The organism is Constrictibacter sp. MBR-5 (assembly GCF_040549485.1).
In the GTDB taxonomy this organism is placed as follows: domain Bacteria; phylum Pseudomonadota; class Alphaproteobacteria; order JAJUGE01; family JAJUGE01; genus Constrictibacter.
On sequence record NZ_JBEPTK010000003.1, the window covers coordinates 443,904 to 465,075 of the forward strand.

General features: G+C 66.3%; 24 protein-coding genes and 1 tRNA gene. 16 read left to right on the forward strand and 9 right to left on the reverse strand.

The genetic code is table 11. The features are described 5' to 3' along the window. Positions 1-3: 3 nt before the first annotated feature. From recR to ABIE65_RS09085, 3 genes are all read left to right on the forward strand, one after another. Positions 4-597 (forward strand): recombination mediator RecR, encoded by a 594-nt coding sequence (recR, locus tag ABIE65_RS09075; RefSeq protein ID WP_354077208.1) that lies wholly within the window; start codon positions 4-6, stop codon positions 595-597. 304 nt (positions 598-901) lie between these two features. After that, on the forward strand, positions 902-1,390 hold the full coding sequence (locus ABIE65_RS09080; protein ID WP_354077209.1) for a TIR domain-containing protein: 489 nt from the start codon (positions 902-904) through the stop codon (positions 1,388-1,390). A gap of 6 nt (positions 1,391-1,396) precedes the next feature. Continuing rightward, on the forward strand, positions 1,397-2,044 hold the full coding sequence (locus ABIE65_RS09085; protein ID WP_354077210.1) for an Nmad2 family putative nucleotide modification protein: 648 nt from the start codon (positions 1,397-1,399) through the stop codon (positions 2,042-2,044). Positions 2,045-2,107: 63 nt separating this feature from the next. On the opposite strand, the gene ABIE65_RS09090 is transcribed toward ABIE65_RS09085, so the two are convergent. Further along, complete coding sequence (locus tag ABIE65_RS09090; protein WP_354077425.1) at positions 2,108-3,151, reverse strand: nucleotide kinase domain-containing protein; 1,044 nt, start codon at positions 3,149-3,151, stop codon at positions 2,108-2,110. 92 nt (positions 3,152-3,243) lie between these two features. On the opposite strand from ABIE65_RS09090, the gene ABIE65_RS09095 reads away from it, so the two are divergent. Beyond that, positions 3,244-4,437 (forward strand): nucleoside triphosphate pyrophosphohydrolase family protein, encoded by a 1,194-nt coding sequence (locus ABIE65_RS09095; RefSeq protein WP_354077211.1) that lies wholly within the window; start codon positions 3,244-3,246, stop codon positions 4,435-4,437. 58 nt (positions 4,438-4,495) lie between these two features. Continuing rightward, positions 4,496-5,137 carry a hypothetical protein gene (locus ABIE65_RS09100; protein ID WP_354077212.1) on the forward strand — a complete coding sequence of 214 codons (642 nt, stop codon included), beginning with the start codon at positions 4,496-4,498 and terminating at the stop codon, positions 5,135-5,137. Between the two features lie 267 nt (positions 5,138-5,404). Here ABIE65_RS09100 and ABIE65_RS09105 read toward each other — a convergent pair whose 3' ends face one another. Further along, positions 5,405-6,793 (reverse strand): cation:proton antiporter, encoded by a 1,389-nt coding sequence (locus ABIE65_RS09105; protein WP_354077214.1) that lies wholly within the window; start codon positions 6,791-6,793, stop codon positions 5,405-5,407. A 239-nt stretch (positions 6,794-7,032) separates the two neighbouring features. Here ABIE65_RS09105 and ABIE65_RS09110 point away from each other — a divergent pair, with 239 nt between their 5' ends. Further along, a complete protein-coding gene (locus tag ABIE65_RS09110) occupies positions 7,033-7,881 on the forward strand; it encodes a terminase small subunit (protein ID WP_354077216.1) in 849 nt (282 codons plus the stop codon). 192 nt (positions 7,882-8,073) lie between these two features. Here the strand turns inward: ABIE65_RS09110 and ABIE65_RS09115 are convergent, their stop codons facing one another. Further along, positions 8,074-8,850, reverse strand: coding sequence for a DUF427 domain-containing protein (locus ABIE65_RS09115; RefSeq protein ID WP_354077217.1), 777 nt, complete (start codon positions 8,848-8,850; stop codon positions 8,074-8,076). 36 nt (positions 8,851-8,886) lie between these two features. Then, a complete protein-coding gene (locus tag ABIE65_RS09120; protein WP_354077218.1) occupies positions 8,887-9,786 on the reverse strand; it encodes an ion transporter in 900 nt (299 codons plus the stop codon). A 128-nt stretch (positions 9,787-9,914) separates the two neighbouring features. Here ABIE65_RS09120 and ABIE65_RS09125 point away from each other — a divergent pair, with 128 nt between their 5' ends. From ABIE65_RS09125 to ABIE65_RS09155, 7 genes are all read left to right on the forward strand, one after another. Next, positions 9,915-10,163 carry a type II toxin-antitoxin system ParD family antitoxin gene (locus ABIE65_RS09125; protein ID WP_354077219.1) on the forward strand — a complete coding sequence of 83 codons (249 nt, stop codon included), beginning with the start codon at positions 9,915-9,917 and terminating at the stop codon, positions 10,161-10,163. After that, a complete protein-coding gene (locus tag ABIE65_RS09130; RefSeq protein WP_354077220.1) occupies positions 10,160-10,450 on the forward strand; it encodes a type II toxin-antitoxin system RelE/ParE family toxin in 291 nt (96 codons plus the stop codon). The genes ABIE65_RS09125 and ABIE65_RS09130 overlap by 4 nt, the downstream gene beginning before the upstream one ends. A gap of 118 nt (positions 10,451-10,568) precedes the next feature. Then, the gene (locus ABIE65_RS09135) at positions 10,569-10,985 is read left to right on the forward strand and encodes a Zn-ribbon domain-containing OB-fold protein (RefSeq protein WP_354077221.1); all 417 of its coding nucleotides are present in this window, start codon (positions 10,569-10,571) and stop codon (positions 10,983-10,985) included. 7 nt (positions 10,986-10,992) lie between these two features. After that, positions 10,993-12,144 (forward strand): thiolase C-terminal domain-containing protein, encoded by a 1,152-nt coding sequence (locus ABIE65_RS09140; protein WP_354077222.1) that lies wholly within the window; start codon positions 10,993-10,995, stop codon positions 12,142-12,144. A gap of 60 nt (positions 12,145-12,204) precedes the next feature. Beyond that, positions 12,205-12,672: a GNAT family N-acetyltransferase gene (locus ABIE65_RS09145; RefSeq protein WP_354077223.1), complete on the forward strand. Its 468-nt coding sequence runs from the start codon at positions 12,205-12,207 to the stop codon at positions 12,670-12,672. A gap of 48 nt (positions 12,673-12,720) precedes the next feature. Then, entirely contained in the window at positions 12,721-14,202 is a 1,482-nt protein-coding gene (locus tag ABIE65_RS09150; RefSeq protein WP_354077224.1) for an aldehyde dehydrogenase, read from the forward strand. A gap of 102 nt (positions 14,203-14,304) precedes the next feature. Then, a tRNA-Arg gene (locus tag ABIE65_RS09155) sits at positions 14,305-14,381 on the forward strand. 285 nt (positions 14,382-14,666) lie between these two features. Here the strand turns inward: ABIE65_RS09155 and ABIE65_RS09160 are convergent. From ABIE65_RS09160 to ABIE65_RS09175, 4 genes are read right to left on the reverse strand one after another with little or no spacing between them, the layout of a single operon-like run. Further along, positions 14,667-15,959 carry a TRAP transporter large permease gene (locus tag ABIE65_RS09160; protein ID WP_354077225.1) on the reverse strand — a complete coding sequence of 431 codons (1,293 nt, stop codon included), beginning with the start codon at positions 15,957-15,959 and terminating at the stop codon, positions 14,667-14,669. A 2-nt stretch (positions 15,960-15,961) separates the two neighbouring features. Further along, positions 15,962-16,579, reverse strand: a complete 618-nt coding sequence (locus tag ABIE65_RS09165; RefSeq protein WP_354077226.1) for a TRAP transporter small permease — start codon at positions 16,577-16,579, stop codon at positions 15,962-15,964. Between the two features lie 18 nt (positions 16,580-16,597). Beyond that, complete coding sequence (locus tag ABIE65_RS09170) at positions 16,598-17,443, reverse strand: alpha/beta fold hydrolase (RefSeq protein ID WP_354077227.1); 846 nt, start codon at positions 17,441-17,443, stop codon at positions 16,598-16,600. A gap of 34 nt (positions 17,444-17,477) precedes the next feature. Further along, on the reverse strand, positions 17,478-18,482 hold the full coding sequence (locus tag ABIE65_RS09175; RefSeq protein WP_354077228.1) for a TRAP transporter substrate-binding protein: 1,005 nt from the start codon (positions 18,480-18,482) through the stop codon (positions 17,478-17,480). 177 nt (positions 18,483-18,659) lie between these two features. On the opposite strand from ABIE65_RS09175, the gene ABIE65_RS09180 reads away from it, so the two are divergent. Then, positions 18,660-19,649: a TauD/TfdA family dioxygenase gene (locus ABIE65_RS09180; RefSeq protein WP_354077230.1), complete on the forward strand. Its 990-nt coding sequence runs from the start codon at positions 18,660-18,662 to the stop codon at positions 19,647-19,649. A gap of 68 nt (positions 19,650-19,717) precedes the next feature. On the opposite strand, the gene ABIE65_RS09185 is transcribed toward ABIE65_RS09180, so the two are convergent. Further along, complete coding sequence (locus ABIE65_RS09185; RefSeq protein ID WP_354077231.1) at positions 19,718-20,056, reverse strand: hypothetical protein; 339 nt, start codon at positions 20,054-20,056, stop codon at positions 19,718-19,720. Positions 20,057-20,369: 313 nt separating this feature from the next. Here ABIE65_RS09185 and ABIE65_RS09190 point away from each other — a divergent pair, with 313 nt between their 5' ends. Next, the gene (locus ABIE65_RS09190; protein ID WP_354077232.1) at positions 20,370-20,552 is read left to right on the forward strand and encodes a hypothetical protein; all 183 of its coding nucleotides are present in this window, start codon (positions 20,370-20,372) and stop codon (positions 20,550-20,552) included. Positions 20,553-20,727: 175 nt separating this feature from the next. After that, positions 20,728-21,138 carry a (R)-mandelonitrile lyase gene (locus ABIE65_RS09195; protein ID WP_354077234.1) on the forward strand — a complete coding sequence of 137 codons (411 nt, stop codon included), beginning with the start codon at positions 20,728-20,730 and terminating at the stop codon, positions 21,136-21,138. Positions 21,139-21,172: the final 34 nt, after the last annotated feature.

Sequence of the window (21,172 nt, forward strand, 5' to 3'; positions counted from 1 at the left end):
CGCGTGGCCCTCTCCGACGTCGACCGGCTGATCCAGCTGCTGGCGCGCCTGCCCGGCCTCGGGCCGCGCTCGGCGCGCCGTGCCGTGCTGCACCTGCTGAAGCGGCGCGAGACCCTGCTGGAGCCGCTGGCGCGCGCCATGACCGAGGCGGCGGCCTCGGTGCGTACCTGCTCGGTCTGCGGCAACCTGGACGCCACCGACCCCTGCGCCATCTGCCGCGACCCGGCGCGCGACCATGCCGCCATCTGCGTCGTCGAGGGCGTCGGCGACCTCTGGGCGCTGGAGCGCGCGGGCGGCTTCCGCGGCCGCTACCACGTCCTCGGCGGCACGCTCTCGGCGCTCGACGGCGTCGGGCCGGACGACCTGCGCATCCCGGCCCTGCTCGGCCGCATCGCCTCCGGCGCGGTGACCGAGGTGGTGCTCGCCACCAACGCCACCGTCGACGGCCAGACCACCGCCCACTACATCGCCGAACGCCTGTCGGACAGCGGTGTCGCGGTCACCCGCCTGGCACACGGCGTCCCCGTCGGCGGGGAACTCGACTATCTCGACGACGGCACCCTGACGGCGGCGTTCAAGGCGCGGCGACCGGTTTGAGGGGGCGGTCGGGCCGCCGAAGTGGCCGCCATGTCCACTTGCCCCCTCCGCCCCCTTACGGCCAAGCCCGCCACGCTGCCATAGCCGGGCGTATCAGCGATGTCCGATTCCAGGCCGCACCCTCCACTCCCGCATTCTGCCGTCGGGGAGCGCCGTTGCGGGGCAGGAACGCCCTGCTGCGGGGCAAGCGGGAGGCGATGGAGTTGGTGGTTTTGGCGCATGCGCGAAAAGTAGTGGTGGACCAACTTACTCCGAATGACTACCTCCTTGATATCTCGCTTCAAGAGCACGGGAGGCATGTCGGATGGCACGGCGAAAGCATGTTTTCATCAGTCATCATCACGCCGACGATGCTCATGTTTCTCGGCTCACCAGCATGCTTGCGCGGGCAGGATACGAGATCCGTAACAGTTCGATACGAGCGAAGCCAGCCAACCAGCGCCGCCTGGAACGGGGCTTGGTAAGCGACAACACCATCAAGCGCTTGCTTCGTATGAAAATGTCATGGGCATCGACCGTGATAGTTATAATCGGCAAGGAAACCCATTCACGTGACTGGGTGAATTGGGAGATCCGCAAAGCGAACGAACTTGGGAAGCGAATCTTGGGCGTTTACGCCCGCGGAGGTACCGAGGCAGATATACCCGCGGCGCTCAACGACTACGGCGATGCGATAGTGAACTGGAACGCGGACAGCATTATTTCTGCGGTCGAAGGTCAGGATAATTCTTTCAAAAAGCCTGATGGAGCTTCACGCGAACCGACTTTTGGTGCCGCCACTTCCCGCTGCTGATTAAAGATGAGCAAGGTCTACGTCTACGTGGTAGCGCGTGATTTTGGGTTCGCACCGAACCCGTTTCATGGCATCTGCACGCTCGCCACCTGCAAGCCGACCATTCGCCGGGTGGCTGTTCTAGGAGACTGGGTGATCGGCATGGGAGGCTCGAAGCTAAAGGCCACCGGGCGCTGCATCTTTGCGATGCAGGTTACGCGCTCAATGACATTCAGCGAATACTGGGCGAACCCTGATTTTAAGCGGAAGCGGCCCTCTCGGAATGGAAGTCGCAAAGCGATGGTTGGTGATAATATTTACCACCAGGAGGGCTATCCGTGCACTTGGCGGCAGGCAGATTCGCATCATAGCCGTCCAGACGGCTCTGCAGATCCGTACAATATGAGCCACGATACCAGCACTGATCGGGTTTTACTATCTGACCGTTTTATCTATTTCGGAGAGAATGCGCCCAGGGTGCCTCCGGCGATTCTAACGGCAATTGGATATCGGAATCAACGAAGTCACCGAACTTACGACGAGCCGACATGCCGCCCATTGTTACGCTGGATCACTGAGACATACGGACAGTGCTTTAACCTCGTCCTTGGCGACCCGTTTCAATTCAGACAGAGCGAGGCACGGTACTCCATACGGTCTGACCGAATCATTTAGATTATCTGTCGCAAAGCGGGCGCTCAAATCGGAGTAAAACTGACGTGTGCGCGCATAACGTTGCTAAATAAGTAAGAATTGCTTTGAGGGTTTAGCGGTGCCCTCGGCAAAGCCATCGCATTGGACATTCCACTTTGGCGGGAACATCGGCGGGGAAAACGGGCGGTCAGAGGTTCTGTATATCTGCTTTATTCGCGTACGATTCGATATGCCGACCACATTAGGATGAGCAACCCTCGCGTACTTCGAAACTTCGCAGAACAAGTTCTGAACGTCGATAGGATGCAACGGGCGTCCAAACAACCCGGCGAAATTCAGCCCCCGTTTCGTCAGTTCATCCGCTTGCCGTTCTGTTACATGGTAGATGATCTCTTCGGGAAACTCAACAGCGGCAGCGCCAAAGCATTTCGCAATTCCGTCGAGTGCGCCCGGGCCGGCAATTACAAAGCTCTCCTCAAAATCCAAAAGCGAGGAATAGTTCAAGTCAATCGCATACTGAAACGCTAAAAATCGACCGATTCCTGGGTACTGGAGAAGATGCTCGAATACACTCTGTAAATCAGGCGCTTGACGTATCCGATCCGGCAGCCGGTCCGCCATCATGCGTCCCAAAAGGCGAAGGTGGTTACTGTGCTTTCGAATTCCACCAAGTGCCGGCACAGGCATTATGTAGGCCGCGGAGTATATGCTCCGACGATCTCGGATAATGGATTCCAGTGTGGCATCAATCTGTTCCATTGGCGTGTCGGACCAAGACAGCGGCCCTAGTACACTTTCAAGTCGCTCCCACGTTTCAATTTTGTTGAATATCTTGAACAGCAAGGTCCGAAAGAATAACTCATCGGGGTCTTGGGATCGAAATTCGTTGTATTGAATTTCCCGAATGAGGTACTGGCTGACGCGGTCAGCCGCCCGGAATGTATTTGTAAATCGATACGTGTTAAGGATAGGGTCTATTGACCAGGGCCCTCGCAGCCCGGCGATCCGGCGATAATACGTAGCGAGCCGTTCTGCAGCGAAGAACCAGTAGGTATCATAAACTGCCGTCGGCGCAATCGACGAGGCACCGCGCCGAGGCGGCGAGGGCGAGGGGGAACGGATGATGATTCTCCACGAGTGGTATTGAGCTTGGGCGGATTATAGCCCCACGATGTGCGCTGTCAGCCATACAGATAGCAGTAGGCACGTGGGAGACGGGCATGGCAAGCGTACGACGGGTAACAGTAGCGGAATTTGAGGCGCATGCAGCGGGAACAGACCAACTCCACGCTGGCGACACCGATACTGCGCTCCTTGGGCTGGTAGGCGAGGTTGGGAGCCTGATCAGTGCTTTCAAAAAGAAGCGTCGCGATACCGACGGCTTTTTTGGCTATCATGAAGCGGTGGCAGAGGAACTCGGCGATGTACTATGGTATAGTAGCGCAATTGCCCGTCGTGGTGGTACGTCCCTGGTCGAGGTTCTTGCCCGAACAGCCGCGGCAGGCGTTGGCGACGAGGCCCTGCGGTTTTCAGACCTACATGGAGCGCTTGGTCCGTCTGAAGCTGGATTCGAGGCGGCGCTGCTGGAGCTGGCGGGCGAAGCTGGCGACCTGGCTAAGCGCTTTGCCGCTGGCGCGCACCGGAGCAATCCTGACGCACTGAGAGGCGATCTCATCAAATTTTTTCGACCTCTTGCGCGCGCCGCCGCCGCCGCCGAGGTCAGTCTTGAAGAGGCTGCGCAGTACAACATAGATAAAACAGAGGACAGATGGCCGACAAAGCGCGTTTTTCCGAATGCGCCGGATGAGGGTCTGCATATTGACGAGCAACTACCGCGCAAGATGCGCGTGCTCATCTATGAGCGCAACGTCAATGGTACAGATTATGTATTTCAGAAATCCGGGGGAATGTTACTTGGTGACCGGCTGACCGACAATCATCAGCCTGAGGACGACTATCGCTTCCATGATGTATTTCATCTCTCCCATGCCGCCGTGCTAGGCTGGTCGCCAACTACGCGCGCGTTATTGAAGATAAAGCGGAAAAGTCAAAGAGCGGTTGATGAAAATGAGGACGGGGCGCGTGCAAACCTGATAGAAGAAGGTCTGACCACCTGGATTTTCGAAACGGCAAAGCGCCACCATTTTTTCGCTCACACTCAGACACTCGGCTTGGATTTGCTGAAGGACGTGAAACGTTTTGTCCGCGGATACGAGGCTGAGAAGCTACCGATGTGGCTTTGGGAGTCAGCGATATTGCAGGGCTATGCTGTGTTTCGCGAACTACAAGAAAAGCGGCGGGGGGTCGTGAGGGCCGATCTAAGACGTCGAAAAGTCTGGTTCGAGCCAATGAGCGCTGCAGAGCTGGAAAGCTGTGGACTGGCCGGCGGCCCCCTAGGCGCGGCGCCGAGTTAGCCTCGCCCGCTCGCGACCTACCTGATTATAATCTTGCCTACTGCGAACAATGAATAACATGGCTGAACCGCTAAACCTCCTGTCGGTAGAACTTCTCCCAGACTGGACGATCTCGGTCACCGTGAGCGTATGGGTGGGCGGGGTTCTGCTGCTACTGGGGTTGTCGTATATCGCGCGCAAACTGCTCGTCGAACGGGCGTGGAAGAGTTTTGAGATCGACGAGGCAGAAATTGGCGTCGGCAGCAGCAAAATCAAGCTTCGCCCTAATCTAGATGACAGACAAGTGGCGTATGCAATCTGGGTCGAACTCAGTACGCGCAAGATCGGCCTTCCGATTGATTTCGATCATGATGTGGTGGCGGAGATATACGATTCCTGGTATCATTTTTTCGCCGTAACACGAGAGCTTGTAAAATCTGTTCCAGTAAAGCGTGTGCGAAGCAGCAGCACCCAGGCGATCGTAAAGCTGTCTATTGAGGTGCTCAATGAGGGATTGCGGCCGCACCTCACGCAGTGGCAGGCGCGATTTAGGCGCTGGTATGATAATGAGATCAACAAAACCAGTGGGGAGCTTGTGATTGATCCTCAGGATATTCAAAAGAATTTCCCTAGATTTGATGAACTCCGAGCGGACATGGAGCAGGTGAACAAGCACTTAATGCGCTATAGAGAAAAGATGAGACAACTGGTGATTGAGTAGCGGCGCAATGTTGGAGTGCCACGGTAGGCTTGAGGGCCGCGGCTTGGTTGCGCAGAACTCGTTGCCCGCGGAGTGATGGAGCAGGACGCTCTGCCGGGAGAGCCCCGAACGGCGCATCAGACACCATGTTCCGAGGACTATAAGCGCATGATGGTATCTCCCCCCGGGGAGACCCGCCACGCCCGACACGCCCCCGACCCTCACCGACCGCCAGGGCCTCTTTTGCCGCCACGTCGCCAGCGGCGCCGCCGCCGCACCTCCCGCCCATCACCGCTCCGCGCCACGCGGCGGCATTGTCGGGCCGGTCTGGTGTTCGCCGGTGACGTGTTCGACTGCGAAGCCGGCGGTCAGGCCGTGGACGATGGTGGAGAGGAGGATGGTGAAGGCGACCGTCGCCCACATGTGGTGCTCGTTCACGAGTTCCACGTGATGGCCGGCATAGGCGAGGTAATAGACCGAGCCGATCCCGCGCACGCCGTAGAACGACACGACGAGCCTCTCGCGCCCCCGTATCCGAGTCCCGGCGAGCGACACCCACCCCACCAGCGGGCGGATCAGGAAGATCAGTGCCAAACCCGTCGCCGCGTGCGACCAGGAGAAATGCGGCCACAGCGCCGGCAGCGCGCCACCGAGCGCGATCAGGATGATCGCGGTCAGCGCGTGTTCGAGCGACTCCGAGAAATCGTGCAGGCGTCGGTGGAAGCGGTCATGCGTCTCCGACCGGCGCAGCGCGTACCCCGAGACGAACGCGGCGATGAAGCCGTACCCCTCGAGCAGCTCGGTGAGGCCGTAGGCGAGCAGGACGCCCGCCAGGGCGACGACGCCCGAGGCGGTCTTCGACAGGGCGTTGTCGCGTGGCCAGTCGAACAGGATCTTGCCGAGCAGCCACCCGACCGCCGCCCCGGCCACCGCGCCGACGACGACGCGGAAGATCAGGTCGCGCACCAGCCATTCGCCGGCCAGCTCCAGGCTGAATCCCCCCGCGACCGCCACGGCGATCCCCAGATGCACGAAGGGAAAGGCGAGGCCGTCGTTCAGCCCCGCTTCGGTGGTGAGGGCATAGCGGACCGGATGCTCGCCGCCCTCGTGCGGCGGCCCGACCTGCACGTCGCCGGCCAGCACCGGATCGGTCGGCGCCAGGATGGCGCCGAGCAGGAGCCCGCCGGCCAGCGTCATGCCGGCGACGGTCCAGCCGACCAGCGCGATCAGCAGGATGCAGAGCGGCATCGCGACGACCAGCAGCCGCGCCGTGGGCATCCAACGCGGGCGGCTCGCGAAGCGGTCGATCCTGAGGCCCGTGCCGAACAGGCCGACGATCACGCAGAGCTCGCTCACGAGCTCCCACACGCGCGGCGACGCCACGGGTTCGATCGCCTGCGGCATGCCCGGTATCCAGACGAAGGCCGCGAGGCCGGTGAGGATCAGCAGGGCGGACGTCGCCGGCTCCCGGCCCGAGAGGAAGCGCGGCAGCCAGAAGGACAGGATGATGCTGACGCCGAGTGCGGCGAACAGGACATGGTAGGCTTCGAATCCGAACACGGGACCCCCAGTCGTCGACGGCGTCGCATCCGCGCGCGCCGCGCGCCCATCATGACGCGCGGGCACGCGAACGCCCATCCAACGGACCATGAAGCCGCGGCCCTCCGGATCGTTCACCGGCCCCCTCCCGCTCCGACGCCCCGTCCCACTTCCCCGGCCGGAGCGCCCCCTCTCCTTCGTCACTGCGAGGAGCAGAGCGACGAAGCAGCCCAGGGCCCACGCACCATCCGTCGCAGTGGCCCCGGCTCTCCGGGGCTGCGCCCCTGCGGCCGGAGAAGTGGTGAGGGAGGACGAGTGAGGACTTGTATTCCTAGGACTATAAGCGCATGATGGTGCCTCCCCCTGGGAGGACCGCCATGCCCGACACACCCCCGCCCCTCACCGATCGCCAGGAGATCTTCTGCCGCCACGTCGCCCGCGGTGCCAGCGGTGCCGCCGCCGCGCGCTGGGCCGGATATGCCCCCGACAGTGCCGCCAAGCAGGCGAGCGTCATGCTGGGCCGCCCGCACATCCGCCGCCGCGTCGAGGACCTCCGCGTCCGCCGCGAGATCGCCCGCCAGACCGGCATCGCCGAGATGGTCGACCGGCTCCGGGCACTCGCCAAGCTGGCCACCGCCAAGGGCGACTACCGCACCGCCGTCCGCTGCATCGAGATCGAGGCGAAGGCCACCGGCCTGATCCCGGACAAGCACGCGGCCAGCCCCTGCGGCGGCTTCGCCGGATCCGACCCGCTGCTCGACGGCATCGACCCGAGATGGCCCGGCCACGCCGCCGCGGAGGCCGAGGGCTGGCTCGCCGAATGGCGCCGGGGCCTGGCGCCGGAACCGGAGGAGAAGCCGGAGCCGATCATCGTGCCGCACGTCTACGAGGGTTTCGAAGGCCGGCCGCTGGACGAGTTCACGCCCTTCACCGACCTGGAACGGATGGGGCTCGACCCCCGGGGCGACCAACAAAAAGGAATGGAAGGGAAGGAAAGGGAACCTTCCATCGACGACGTCGAAGACGAAGACCCCGATCCCATCGCCTCCCGCGAAGCCCGCGCCGAGGCGGCGCTCGAAGCCGAACTCGCCTACCTCCGCAGCATCGCCCCGCCCATCGCCCTCAACCCCGCCGCCCCATCCTGGGCGAGGCATCCCGACCCGCTCGTCCGCGGCGGCCAGTCCGACCTCTACGGCTGGGACCCGGAATGGGAGCGGCCGGGGTGAGGCGCCGCCTCCCCCTCTCACACCTTCCCGGCCGCAGCGCAGCGGAGCGCCGGGACCCAGGAGCCGCCCGGAAAACCTCCCCGCACGCCCCGCCCCAGCGCCCGCCCTGGATCCCGGCGCGCGACGCTGGCGCGCCGCGTCCGGGAAGGTGCGGTGAGAGAGGAGAAGGGGGGTTAGAGAGGAGGCGCCGGCTCAGTCCTTACCCCTGCCAACCGACAGCGTCACCTTCTCCGGGTAGAAGCAGACATAGTCCGCCACCCGGCGCGCTTCCGGCGTCGGCATCGCGTAGGTCCAGGCGACGTCCTTGGTGACCGCGCCCTTGATGCGGGCCGAGAGGTGGCGGGCGGTGCCCTTGTAGGGGCAGGCGGTGTGGGTGTCGTCGGAGTTGACCAGCAGCTCGGTGTGCACGTCCTCGGGCGGGATGTACCAGCGGGCCGGCTGGCCGGTCTCGAACAGGACGCGCGCCCGCTTGGTCTCGGCCAGGAGGGTGCCGTCCAGCTCGACGCGGACCGGGCGGCTGCTGCCGCGGATGTCGATGCGGACGTGCGGATCGCGCGGGTGGACGAAGACCTCCTCGTCCTCCTCCAGCCAGCGGTCCATGCGGTCCCAGTAGAAGGCCATGTAGCCCGCTATGGCCTTCGTCTCGTCGAACGGCGCCTCGTAGCTCCAGACGGCGTCCTCGGCGGTGCGGCCGCCGGCCGCGACGGTCCAGTAGCGGGCGTCGCCCTTGTACGGGCAGTGCGTGCTGCGGTCGGTCGGCGTCAGCAGGTCCATGCGGACGTCGTCGCGCGGGAAGTAGTAGACGGGCGTATGGCCCTGCTCCAGGACGAGCAGCGTCGCCGTGCTGTCCGCCACGGTCTGGCCGCCGAGCTGCACCCGCACCCGCTTCTCGGTCGGCTCGAAGAGGAGCTTGTAGTCGGGGCGCTTGGCGAAACCGGGGGCGCGGCCGGGGGCGGTGTTTTCGGGCATGGGCGGCTCCTGTGAGGCTCGTCGTTCCGAACGCCTTCAGCCGCCCCGTCGTTCCCCGGGGCCGGTCTCGTGGCGCGTTTCGGGCGGGGCGCCGTGTCCCAGGCCGGCGCGCAGGTCGGCGATCTCGCGGCGCAATGCGGCGATGTCGCGCGACAGGGCTGCCGCCTCGTCGTGGGCGATCTCGCGCGCCGTCTCCAGGGCGTGCTCGGTCTCCTCCTGCTGCAGGTGCTGGAGCGAGTTCACGATGATCGCGAGGAACAGGTTCAGGACGGTGAAGCTGGCGACCAGGATGAAGGGGACGAAGAAGATCCAGGCATAGGGATGCGCCTCCATGACCGGCCGGACGATGCCCATCGACCAGCTCTCCAGGGTCATCACCTGGAACAGCGTGTACATCGAGGCGCCGACGCTGCCGAACCATTCCGGGAAGGACGCGCCGTAGAGCTTCGTCGTCATCACCCCGGCGACGTAGAACAGCACGACCAGCAGGCCGGCGATGGCGCCCAGGCCGGGGAGCGAGCGGATCAGCGCCTCGACCACCGCCCGCAGCCGCGGCACGACCGAGATGATGCGCAGCACCCTGAGGATCCGGAAGGTGCGCAGGACGCTCAGATTCTCGCTCGCCGGCGCCAGCGTCAGCACGACGATGGCCAGGTCGAACAGGTTCCAGCCGTCGCGGAAGAAGTGCCGCCCGCGCGCGAACAGGCGCAGCCCGACCTCGACCGTGAACACCGCGACGATGGCGACGTCGAGCGCGAGCAGGAACGGCCCCACCGCGGACATCGCCGTCGGCGACGTCTCCAGGCCCAGCGTGATCGCGTTCAGTACGATCAGGCCGATCACGACCCGCTGCACCAGCGGCGAGTCCACCCAGGCGCCGATACGGTCGCGCAGACTGGGACGCGGCGGTGTCGCGGAGGAGCCGGTGGCGTTCAAGGAGAGCCTCGGAGGGGTCGGAGCCGACCTTAAAAAGGACGGCGCGGTTCGAAATTCAAGCGGCTTGCGGCGCCGCCTCGTTGCCAATATTTGGTAATCTCAGCCGGCCGCCGGTCCAGGAGGGGTTCATGGCGAAGACGACATCCATCGCTCTCGGCGATCACTTCTCCACCTTCGTCGCTTCGCGGGTGTCGGAGGGGCGGTACGGCTCCGCGAGCGAGGTCGTCCGCGCCGGCCTGCGCCTTCTCGAAGAGCAGGAGCTGAAGCTGAAGGCGCTGCGCGACGCGATCGCGGAGGGCGACGCAAGCGGACCGCCGGAGCCGTTCGACTTCGACGCCTTCATCGAGCGCAAGCGGACGGCCGGCCGCGCGCGATGAGGCGCATCGCCTTCACGCCGCTGGCGCGCGGCGATCTCGAAGGCATCTGGGACTACTCGGCGGAGACCTGGGGGACCGAGCAGGCGGAGCGCTATGTCCGGCAGATCCATGCCGTGTGCGAGGCTCTGTGCACCGGCAGGTCGACCGGACGCGATATCGGCCATGTCTCCGCGGGCTGCCGCGCCGCCGACAGCGGGTCGCACGTGATCGTCTACCGGATCGACGACCGCCGGCTGGTCGTCGTCCGCATCCTCCACGTCCGCATGGATATCGGGCGGCATCTCTGACGCGGCGGCTCCATCCGCCCGCCGCGCCTCCCTTGCGCATCCCGGCCCGCGCCGCGACAATCGCGCCACTTCAGATCCAGCGCCCCCGGGAAGGGGCCCAACGAAGGGAAGGTGACCCTTGGCCGAAGCGAAGAAGCCGATTCCGAAACCGACGCCCGAGACCCAGCATTTCTGGGATGGCTGTGCGCGCGGCGAACTGATCCTCCAGCGCTGCAAGGACACGGGCAAGGCGTATTTCCCGCCGCGTCCGTTCAGCCCCTACACCGGCTCGAAGAACATCGAGACGTTCACGGCGAGCGGCAAGGCGACGCTCTACTCCTACGTCATCAACCATCGGCCGGCGCCGGGCTTCGAGAAGGACGCCCCCTACGCCATCGCCGTGGTCGAGCTGGCCGAGGGCCCGCGCATGATGACCAACATCGTGGACTCCGAGCAGACGCCCGAGGCGCTGCCGCTCGACATGGCGCTGGAGGTCACCTTCGAGAAGGTGAGCGACACCATTCACCTGCCCAAGTTCCGTCCGGCGAAAGGGTGATCCGGCCATGATGAAGCGTAAGAACATCGCCGTCGTCGGCGCCTCCGAGACCAGCCAACTCGGCAAGGTCCCCGGCATGTCGCAGCTCCAGCTGCACGCCGACGCCGCCCTCAACGCCATGGCCGACTGCGGCCTGAAGCCGTCCGACATCGACGGCATTGCCACGGCGCGCGAGATCCCGACAGAGCTCGCCCACTATCTCGGCATCGTTCCGACCTGGGTCGACGGCACGACGGTCGGCGGCTGCTCCTTCATGCTCCACGTCCGCCACGCCATCGCGGCGATCGAGTCCGGGCTGTGCAAGACCGTGCTCGTGACGCACGGCGAGAGCGGCAAGTCGATGATCGGCAAGCCCATCGTCGGCATCGGCCCGAGCCAGCTGGAGGGCCAGTTCCAGGCGCCCTACGGCACCTACGGACCGACGACGATGTTCACCATCCCGGCGCTCCGCTACATGAAGAAGTACAACATCGACGTGGAGAAGATCGCCAACGTCGCCGTCGTACAGCGCGAGTGGGCCGCCAAGCAGTCGCGCGCCTCGTTCCGCGACCCGATCACCGTCGACGACGTGCTGAACAGCCGGATGATCGCCTGGCCGTTCCGCATCCTGATGTGCTGCCTCGTCACAGACGGCGGCGGCGCCCTGATCCTGACCAGCGCCGACCGGGCCAAGGACTTCCCGACCAAGCCGGTCTACATCCTCGGTACCGGCGAGAGCGTCGAGACGACGATGGTCAGCCAGATGGAGGACTTCACCACCAGCCGCGCCTTCCGCGTGGCCGGCAAGACGGCCTTCGACAATGCCGGCATCAAGCATGCCGACGTCGACCACCTGATGATCTACGACGCCTTCGCCCACCTGCCGCTCTACGGCCTGGAGGATCTGGGCTTCGTCGGCCGCGGCGAGGCGGGCGACTTCATCTGGGAGCGCAACACCGCGCCGGGCGGCAAGCTGCCGCTGAACACCAACGGCGGCGGCCTCTCCTACATGCATTCCGGCATGTACGGCATGTACGCCCTGCAGGAGAGCGTGCGGCAGATGCGCGGCACCTCCGAGGCGCAGGTCCCGGGTGCCAAGATCTCGGTCTGCCACGGCGTCGGGGGCATGTTCGCCGCGTCCGGCACCGTCATCTTCTCGAACGAGCCGGACGTCGGCTGACGGCCTGACGACAGAGGGACGGGAGGGGCGGCGCGATCCGCCGCCCTTCCCGCTCGCACGATGACCGAAGATCTCCTTTTCCGCCGTGCGACCGAGGCGGACCTGCCCGCCATCGTCGGCCTGCTCGCCGACGACGTGCTGGGGGCTGGGCGCGAGAATCCCGCCATGCCGCCGGACCCGCGCTACGTCGCCGCCTTCGCGGCCATCGACGCCGACCCCAACCAGTTTCTCGCCGTGGTCGAGGACAGGGCGACCGGCACGGTCGTCGGCTGCCTGCAGCTCTCCTTCATCCCCGGCCTGTCACGCCTCGGCCTGTGGCGCGGCCAGGTCGAGAGCGTGCGCATCGCCGCATCGCAGCGTGGCGGCGGCCTCGGCCGTCGCATGTTCGAATGGGCGATCGCCGAATGCCGCGCCCGCGGCTGCGGCCTCGTTCAGCTCACCACCGACAAGGCCCGCCCCGACGCCCGCCGCTTCTACGAAAGCCTGGGCTTCGCCGCCAGCCACGAGGGCATGAAGCTCACGCTCTGAGGGCGCGGGCGGTCACCGGAAAATGCGGCAATTCTGCTGGAGCCTCACATGAAGACCTATCAGCTGTTCATCGACGGCGCCTATGTCGACCCGGTCGGCAAGGAATGGTTCGACAGCGTCGACCCCTACAAGGGCGAGGTCTGGGCGCGCATCCCGCGCGCGACCGACAAGGACGTTGACCTGGCGGTCAAGGCCGCCGCGCGCGCCTTCCGCGAGGGCGCCTGGCCGGCGCTCACCGCCTCCGCCCGCGGCAAGCTGATGCGCCGGCTGGGCGATCTCGTCGTGCAGCATGCCGAGCGCCTCGCCGAGGTCGAGGTGCGCGACAACGGCAAGCTCTATTCCGAGATGCTCGGCCAGCTGAAATACCACCCGGAATGGTGGTGGTATTACGGCGGCCTCGCCGACAAGCTCGAGGGCGCGGTGGTTCCCATCGACAAGCCCGACATGTTCGCCTTCACCCGGCACGAGCCGGTCGGCGTCGTCGCCTGCCTGACGGCCTGGAACTCGCCGCTGCTCTTCGTCGCCTTCAAGTGCGCGGCGGCCCTCGCCGCCGGCTGCACCGTGGTGGTCAAGCCGTCCGAGTTCGCCTCGGCCAGCACGCTCGAATTCGCCGCGCTGACGAAGGAGGCGGGCTTCCCCGACGGCGTGTTCAACGTCGTTGCCGGATATGGCCAGGAGGCGGGCAACGCCCTCGTCGTCCACCCCGACGTTGCCAAGGTCGCCTTCACCGGCTCCGACACGACCGGCGCCCAGATCTACGCCACCGCCGCGCGCAGCATGAAGCGCGTGTCGCTGGAATTGGGCGGCAAGTCGCCGAACATCGTCTTCGACGACTGCGACATGACGGCGGCCGTGTCCGGCGCGGTGTCGGGCATCTTCGCCGCCACCGGCCAGACCTGCATCGCGGGCTCGCGCCTGCTGGTGCAGAATTCGATCCGCGAACAGTTCGTCGAGAAGCTGCTGGAGGTGGCGCGCTCCGCCAGGATCGGCGACCCGATGGATGCCGCCACCAACATCGGCCCGGTGACGACGCCGGCGCAGTATCAGAAGGTGCTGCGCTACATCGACATCGCCCGGTCCGAGGGCGCCCGCTGCGTGCTCGGTGGCCAGCCGGCCAGCGGCGAGGGCATCCGCGGCGGCCAGTTCGTCGAGCCGACCGTCTTCGTCGACGTGACGAACGAGATGCAGATCGCGCGCGAGGAGGTGTTCGGGCCGGTGCTGTCGGTCATCGGCTTCGAGGACGAGGCTGAGGCTGTGCGGATCGCCAACGACACGATCTACGGCCTCGCCGCCGGCGTGTGGACCCGCGACATCGGCCGGGCGGTGCGCCTGTCGAAGGCGCTGCGGGCCGGCACGGTGTGGGTGAACACCTACCGCGCGATCAGCTACATGATGCCTTTCGGCGGTATGAAATATTCCGGCCTCGGCCGCGAGAACGGCATGGAGTCGATCCGCGAGTTCCTGGAGACCAAGAGCGTGTGGATCTCCACGTCCCAGGACGCCCCCGCCAACCCCTTCGTCATGCGCTGAAGACGAGCCGGGGCCGCCTTCCCGTGGCCCCGGCCAACCCTGCTGCAAACCGGTCCCGAATATGCTACCCGTCACCTACGGACCGGTCCCACACCATCCCCGGCGCCCGTAGCTCAGTAGGATAGAGCACAGGATTCCTAATCCTGGGGTCGCAGGTTCGAATCCTGCCGGGCGCACCAGTTTCTCAATTCGTGGCGAACGCCTGATGGGGGCGCTCCTGGTGGAACGCCTCAAGGAAATCGTCGAAGCGCGCGCGCCTGAAAGCGATTGACCGACGGTCGGGGGCGGGCAGTCCGGCCCGGTCGCTCCGTCGCTCGTGTTCGCCTTCGAAATCCGACGCAGGCGGCCTGTGCGGGAGAAGCTGTTCGCCGGCTCAGGTTCGACGCGGGATGGAGAATGAGGGGCCGCGGGTTACGATCGCGTGACCCGCTGTCCGGGCTGCGCCGCGGCGGCGCGCTCGGTTTTCAGCCGAGCGGCATGAGCAGGTTCGGCAGCCACGTCGACAGGCCGGGGATCAGGGTCAGCAGCAGCAGGGTGACGACCATGGTCAGGAAGATCGGCCACATGTAGCGCCAGAAGGACTGGACCGAGATGCCGGCGATGCGGCAGAGCAGGAACATGGTCAGGCCGTAGGGCGGCGTCACCAGGCCGATCATCAGGTTGAACACCGTGATCACGCCGAAATGCACCGGATCGATGCCCAGCTGCTCGACCGCCGGCATGATCAGCGGCACGAACACCAGGATGATGGGCACGGAATCCAGCATGCAGCCCATCAGCAGGTAGAGCAGGTTGATGCCCAGCAGGAACAGCACCGGGTCGTCCGTGACGCCCTTCACCCACTCGGCCACGCCGTCGGCGGCGCCGTAGAGCGTCAGCACCTGCCCGAAGAGGGACGCCGCGGCGATCAGGATGAAGACCGAGCCGATGGTGCGCAGGGCGGCGAGCGACTGCCGCGCCATGGCGGGCAGGGTCAACTCGCGATAGATCAGGCCGCCGATGACGACGACCGCGATGACGCCCAGCATCGCCGCTTCGGTCGGCGTGGCGTAACCGGCGCGCATCGACCCCAGCACGACGAAGGGGATGAACAGCACCGGCAGGCTGACGACGGTCAGGCGCGCCCGCTCGCGGTACGGCACCTTCGCCTCGCGCGGATAGTCGCGCCGACGCGCCACGACATAGGCCTGCACCATCATCAGCAGGCCGAGCAGCAGGCCGGGAACGGCACCGCCCAGGAACAGTCGGCCGACCGATTCCTCGGTCGCCGCCGCGAACAGGATGAAGGCGATCGACGGCGGAATCAGCGGCGCGATCATCGCGGCACCCGCCACCACCGCCGCGGCGTAGGCGCGTGGATAGCCCGCCTTGTCCATCGCCGGGATCAGCAGCTTGCCAGTCGCCGCGGCGTCGGCCAGGTCGGACCCCGACATGCCGGCCATGACGATGTTGGTCAGCACGGTGACGTGGGCGAACCCGCCGTGGATGTGCCCGACGAAGGCGCGCGCCACGTTGACCAGCCGGATCGTCACGCCGCTGACCAGCGCCAGGTCGCCCAGCAGGATGAAGAAGGGCACGGCCAGCAGCACGAAGTGGTTCACGCCCTGCCACATCGCGGTCGGCAGCGTCTCGATCTGGATGGCGTTGGGCGACAGCAGCAGGCCGGTGAGCGAAGCGACGATCAGGACGATCGCCACCGGCACGCGCAGGAACAGCAGGGAGAAGAAGGTGATGCAGACGACGAGAAGCGGATCCATGCTCAGACTGCCGCCTCCTGTTCGCCTTCGGCCTCGGAGTCGACCCGTTGCCCGGTGGCGTAGCGCCAGGCCAGGAACAGGGTGTGCACGATGAACAGCGCCCCGCCGACCGGCACCGGATAGGCGAAGGCGGAGAGCGGCAGGTTCAGCGACGGCGTCGCCATGATGTTCAGCGACTGGGCCGTCTGCCAGCCGTACCAGACGACCGGCGCCATCGCCGCCACGGTCACCAGCTGGATCAGCACCATGCCAATCCGCCGTGCTGCGGCGGGCAGGCGGTCGAACAGGATCGAGACCGCGATGTGGTCGCCGGAGCGCTGGATCACGGCCGCACCCCAGAAGGCGGTCCACACCAGCAGCAGCCGGCCCAGTTCCTCGGTCCAGGGAAAGTCGAACTCGCCGCCGATATAGCGCACCAGGACCTGCATACCCGCGGCGCAGACCATCGCCGTCAGCAGGTAGAGCCCGATCGCGTTCTCGATCAGCCTGATCGCGTCGAACCGGCCGCCGCGGGTGCGGAAGTCGTCGCGGATGCTCCACAGCAGCACTGCGGTGACGGGAAGCATGATCCCGGAGAAGACGAGAAACCCCAGGGGTATCTCGTACATGCCCCAATACATGGCGTGCCTTTCGGGCTGTTACGGTCCCGCCGACCAGCCGCCCCAGCGGCCGGCGTCGACAGCGGCCAGGAAGTCGGCGAACAGCGCGTTGGTCGCCGCCGGCTCCTCCAGGTTCAGCGTGTGTCCGCACATCGGCAGCACGGCGAGGCCGGCGTGGGGGGCGGTGTCGCGGATGAAGCGGCTCGCCTCGAAGGCGGGCACGTCCTGGTCGCCGACCACCACCAGCACCGGCATGCGCAGGGCGGCGATCGCCTCGCCCAGGTCGGTGACGGGCAGGCGGCGTGACAGGGCGTTGCGCACCATGTGCGCCGCGCCCACCGGATCGAGCGTGCGCATCGTCGCGACGAACTGCGCCCACCCCTTCGGATCCTTGTCGCGGAAGACCGTGCGCTGCGCGGCGTGCTCGACGTTGGCGACGATGCCCTCGGCGCCCATGGCGTCGATGTCGTCGGCCATCTTCGCGGCTCCGGCCAGCCAGTTCGCCCGGTCGGACGTGCCGGCGCCGGCGCCGCAGACGATCAGGCTCTTCGCCCGGTGGGCGTGTGCGATGCCGAAATTCAGGACCAGGTTGCCGCCCGTCGCGATGCCGCCGACGTGCGGCCGCTCCAGCCCGAGCGCGTCGAGCAGGCCGAGCAGGTCGGCCACCAGCCGGTCGTGGCCGTAGTCGGCCTCGTCCGGCGGCACGTCGGACGGCGGATAGCCGCGATAGTTCCAGCGCACGATGCGGTGGCGGCGGGCGAGGGCACGCACCTGAGGCTCCCAGGCGCGCATGTCCCCGGCGAACTCGTGGCAGAGGACGAGCGGCGAGCCTTCGCCGACATCCTCGTACCAGAGACGCACGCCGTCGACGGTGACGAACGGCATGGCGGCGGCCTCCGCCCCGCTACGTGCCGGCCGCCTATTTCTGCGCCTCTTCGACCTCCTGCATCAGCTCGGGGCCGACGATGGTGGTGAAATAGTCGCGCACCGGCTTGGTGGCGGCGCGGAAGGCGGCGAGGTCGGGCCGGCTGATGTGCACGCCGCTCTTCTCCATCTTGGCGATGGCGTCGGCGTTGGCGTCAGCGCTCTTCTGGTTCAGCAACGCGCCCGCAGCCTTGGCGCCCGCGACGATGGCCTTCTGCGCGTCCGGGGTCATCGCGTTGAACTTCTTCAGGTTCATGACGTAGACGGTCGCCGTGTAGATGTGGTTGACCACGGCGAGTTCCTTGCCGACCTCGTAGAGCTTGGAATCGTCCATGCCGTGATAGTTGGTCTCGACGCCGTCGATCGTCTTCTGCTGCAGGCCGGTATAGACCTCGGGCCACGCCATCGGCACGGCGTTGGCGCCGTAGGCGCGGACCGTGCGGACGTAGAGCGGGTTCTCGATCACGCGGATCTTCAGGCCCTTCAGGTCTTCCGGCTTCTCGATCTTCGGACCGTTCAGCAGGATGCCGCGGTCGCCCCAGATCCCGAAGGCCAGCCCCTTCATGCCCTTCGCCTCCAGGCTGGCCAGCATCTTCTCGCCGACCGGCCCGTTCAGCACCTTCCAGCCGGTCGGTCCGTCCTTCCAGATGTAGGGCAGCTCGGTCAGGCTGAAGGAGGGCTCGATCGCCGCGACGATGCCGGAACCGAGCATCGCCATGTCGAGGCTGCCCAGGCGCACCTGCGACAGCATCTCCAGTTCGCCGCCCAGCTGCGCGCCGGGGAAGATGTCCACGGTGACGGCCCCCTTGGTCTGGTCCTTCACCGTCGTGCCGAGCAGGGTGGATGCCTGCCCGGTCGGCGTCGTGATCGACTGCACATGCCCGATGCGCAGTTTGATCTCCTGTGCATGTGCGGTGGACAGTGCGCCGCCGGAGAGGGCCGCACCGGACAGCATCGTCGCGGTCAGCGCCAGCGCGCCGAGCCATTTGGTCATACGCATGGAATGAAGCCCCTGCTCTTCGATTGTCCGCCGGCGGTTTCCCGCGATCGCGGCGGCAGCGCGGCGGCGACGCCACCCGTTCTCCTGCGCCATCGAAGCAAGGGACATGCCATGGTAGGCGGCCCGGCGCTTGCAATGCGGCCACGTCCCCTGACCGTGCAACGCCCGAGGCACCCCATGCAGATCATCCCGACCGGCACCGACCTGCCGCCGTCGGCGCCGCTTACCGGTCCCGCCGTCTGGGCCGCGGCCGATGTCGGGCGCGGCGACTGGCTGAAGCCGATCCCGCCCGCGTGCCTGGCCGAGATCGACCGCTTCGTCGCCACCCTGCGCCGCAACCCGATGCGCATCGAACTGCTGGGGCAGGAGGACTATGCGCTCGACGCCTGCCGCGAATTCATGGCGGGCACGGTGCGCGGCACGCTGGACGACGGCGTCGGCTTCGCCGTGCTCGACCGGCTGCCCGTCGATCGCTACTCCAAGGAGGAGATGAAGGCGGTCTACTGGGTGCTCTCGTCGATGCTGGCGCGGCCGGTGGCGCAGTCCTTCGACGGCCGGCTGCTTTACGACGTGCGCGACATCGGCGTGAAGATGGACACGCGGGTGCGCGGCGACCTGACCAACCAGGACCTGTCCTGGCACACCGACTACGGCTTCAACTTTCCGCCGCCCACTATCGGCCTGCTGGTCCTGCGCACGGCGCAGTCGGGCGGCCTCAGTTCGGTCTCCAGCTTCCTGACGGCGCACGAGGAACTGGCGCGTGCGCGGCCGGATCTGCTGGCGCGGCTATACAAGCCGTTCGTCTGGAACCGCCAGGGCGAGCACCCGGAGGACGACCCGATCGTCCACCGCTATCCGGTCTTCTGGCGGCATGAAGGGCGGGTGAAGGCGCGCTTCGTGAAGTGGCTGCTCTACAAGGGCTACGAACTGGTCGGCGAGGACTTCGACGCCCTCGGCCGCGAGGCGATCGAGACACTGTTCGACACGCTGAGCCTGCCGGGCCACCGCGTCGACTTCACGCTGGAGGCCGGCCAGATCCAGTTCCTCAACAACATGGCCGTCGCCCACTGCCGTACCGAGTATGTCGACTGGCCAGACGAGGATCGCCGTCGCCACCTCGTGCGCATCTTTCTGCGCGACGGCGGCCTGCGCAGCTATATGGGCTGACGGCGGAGCAGGGCGCCGGACTGACCACCGGGCTTACTGGGACTGCCGAGCCGTCGCGCGTTCCGCGGTCAGTCCTGCAGGCAGCGGTTGACCCGTGGCGTGCACAGCTGGCCGCGCAGGATGTCTGTGGAGCGGCGCCAGTCGGCACTGACGCCGCGGCCGTTCTGCAGCACGATGACCGTCTCGCACTCCTCGCCGCGGATCAGTTCCGCCGTGCCGGTCGGCAGTGCGCCCGTCGCGACGCGGCCCTTGTAGTACAGATACTCCAGCGAACCGACGCGGACCTCATGGTTGGGCGGCCCGGCGCAGGAGAGGATGCGCGCCTTGCTCATGTCGATGCTCGCACCGGCCTGGGCCGACCCCAGGCACAATCCCACGCTGACGAGGAATCCCAGTCTCCGGTTCATGTGCTGTTCTTTCGTTGTCGGAAACCCCCGATGGCTTTCCCCGGCGGGCGCTGCAGGCCGCGAGGCGAAACATCGCCGCCGATCCGCAGATTAGTGCGGAGTACGATGGTAGTATTGGCGTAGCATTACTGTCGAGGCGATACCCGCCTTGCCTGTTTCATTACAGGATGGACCTCGGCTAGGCTATGCTTCAAAAGGATGACATCCGTCAGATTGGGGGCGCATTGGGAAAAGCCCGGTGTAGAATCGGCCGAACGGGCTAGCGAGAAAGACACGAACAACAGACAACAACAAAAAATTGGGGGGACGCGCCTTGTTCACCAGGACGACGCACGCTGCCGTCGAGAGCGACGGCTTCATCACGCTCTACCCGTTCCAGTCGGCGGCGTCCCCCGACGCGGGCGCCGGCGCCGCGGCGGAGAGCTCGCCGACGGTTCCGGAGCGGCCTCGCGAGGAGGGTGCCGCCGACCCGCCGGGCCGCCATCTCGGCGGCTGACCGGCGGCCATCCCGGACAGCCGCCCCTGCCACCTCCATCCCCTGGCACCTCCATCCCTGGCCACCTCCGCCCCTACCGCCGTTCCGCACCGCGCGCTAGGCTGTGCTCGAGAAGCCGAGCGATGACCCGGTGTGAAGAACGGCCCATGGAGGGGCCGGTCCAGTGGAGGAGCCCATGGAGATCATTCGCGCCGCCGACCGTCCCACCCGGACCGCGCCGCCCGACCGTTTCACCGGCCAGGTCTGGCAGGACGAGGTGGTCGTCGGCGAGGCGCCGTCGCGCATGCGCGCGACCAGCGTGTCCTTCGCCCCTGGCGCGCGCACCGCGTGGCATGCGCATCCGCTGGGCCAGGTGCTGTGGGTCCTTTCCGGCATCGGCCGCTTCCAGGTAGAGGGCGGGCCGGTGCGGGCGCTCTATCCGGGCGACACGGTGCGCATACCTCCCGACGTGCGCCACTGGCACGGGGCGGCGCCCGACCGCCTCTTCGTCCACCTCGCCATGTCCGAGGTCGAGCCCGGCAGCGGCGGCACGCAATGGTTCGAGAAGGTCGGCGACGCCGACTATGCGGCGGCGCCGGCCGATTGAGACCGGGCGCGTACGGCTGCATGGCGCCGGTCGG

Excerpts from the sequence above, each read along its gene's own strand:
- ABIE65_RS09140 (WP_354077222.1), top strand. The coding sequence starts at position 10,993 with ATGATGAAGCGTAAGAACATCGCCGTCGTCGGCGCCTCCGAGACCAGC.
- ABIE65_RS09130 (WP_354077220.1), top strand. The coding sequence starts at position 10,160 with ATGAGGCGCATCGCCTTCACGCCGCTGGCGCGCGGCGATCTCGAAGGC.
- ABIE65_RS09080 (WP_354077209.1), top strand. The coding sequence starts at position 902 with ATGGCACGGCGAAAGCATGTTTTCATCAGTCATCATCACGCCGACGAT.
- ABIE65_RS09100 (WP_354077212.1), top strand. The coding sequence starts at position 4,496 with ATGGCTGAACCGCTAAACCTCCTGTCGGTAGAACTTCTCCCAGACTGG.
- ABIE65_RS09145 (WP_354077223.1), top strand. The coding sequence starts at position 12,205 with ATGACCGAAGATCTCCTTTTCCGCCGTGCGACCGAGGCGGACCTGCCC.
- ABIE65_RS09165 (WP_354077226.1), bottom strand. The coding sequence starts at position 16,579 with ATGTATTGGGGCATGTACGAGATACCCCTGGGGTTTCTCGTCTTCTCC.
- ABIE65_RS09195 (WP_354077234.1), top strand. The coding sequence starts at position 20,728 with ATGGAGATCATTCGCGCCGCCGACCGTCCCACCCGGACCGCGCCGCCC.
- ABIE65_RS09115 (WP_354077217.1), bottom strand. The coding sequence starts at position 8,850 with ATGCCCGAAAACACCGCCCCCGGCCGCGCCCCCGGTTTCGCCAAGCGC.
- ABIE65_RS09175 (WP_354077228.1), bottom strand. The coding sequence starts at position 18,482 with ATGCGTATGACCAAATGGCTCGGCGCGCTGGCGCTGACCGCGACGATG.
- ABIE65_RS09085 (WP_354077210.1), top strand. The coding sequence starts at position 1,397 with ATGAGCAAGGTCTACGTCTACGTGGTAGCGCGTGATTTTGGGTTCGCA.
- ABIE65_RS09095 (WP_354077211.1), top strand. The coding sequence starts at position 3,244 with ATGGCAAGCGTACGACGGGTAACAGTAGCGGAATTTGAGGCGCATGCA.
- ABIE65_RS09160 (WP_354077225.1), bottom strand. The coding sequence starts at position 15,959 with ATGGATCCGCTTCTCGTCGTCTGCATCACCTTCTTCTCCCTGCTGTTC.
- ABIE65_RS09185 (WP_354077231.1), bottom strand. The coding sequence starts at position 20,056 with ATGAACCGGAGACTGGGATTCCTCGTCAGCGTGGGATTGTGCCTGGGG.
- ABIE65_RS09180 (WP_354077230.1), top strand. The coding sequence starts at position 18,660 with ATGCAGATCATCCCGACCGGCACCGACCTGCCGCCGTCGGCGCCGCTT.
- ABIE65_RS09110 (WP_354077216.1), top strand. The coding sequence starts at position 7,033 with ATGCCCGACACACCCCCGCCCCTCACCGATCGCCAGGAGATCTTCTGC.
- ABIE65_RS09150 (WP_354077224.1), top strand. The coding sequence starts at position 12,721 with ATGAAGACCTATCAGCTGTTCATCGACGGCGCCTATGTCGACCCGGTC.
- ABIE65_RS09170 (WP_354077227.1), bottom strand. The coding sequence starts at position 17,443 with ATGCCGTTCGTCACCGTCGACGGCGTGCGTCTCTGGTACGAGGATGTC.
- ABIE65_RS09125 (WP_354077219.1), top strand. The coding sequence starts at position 9,915 with ATGGCGAAGACGACATCCATCGCTCTCGGCGATCACTTCTCCACCTTC.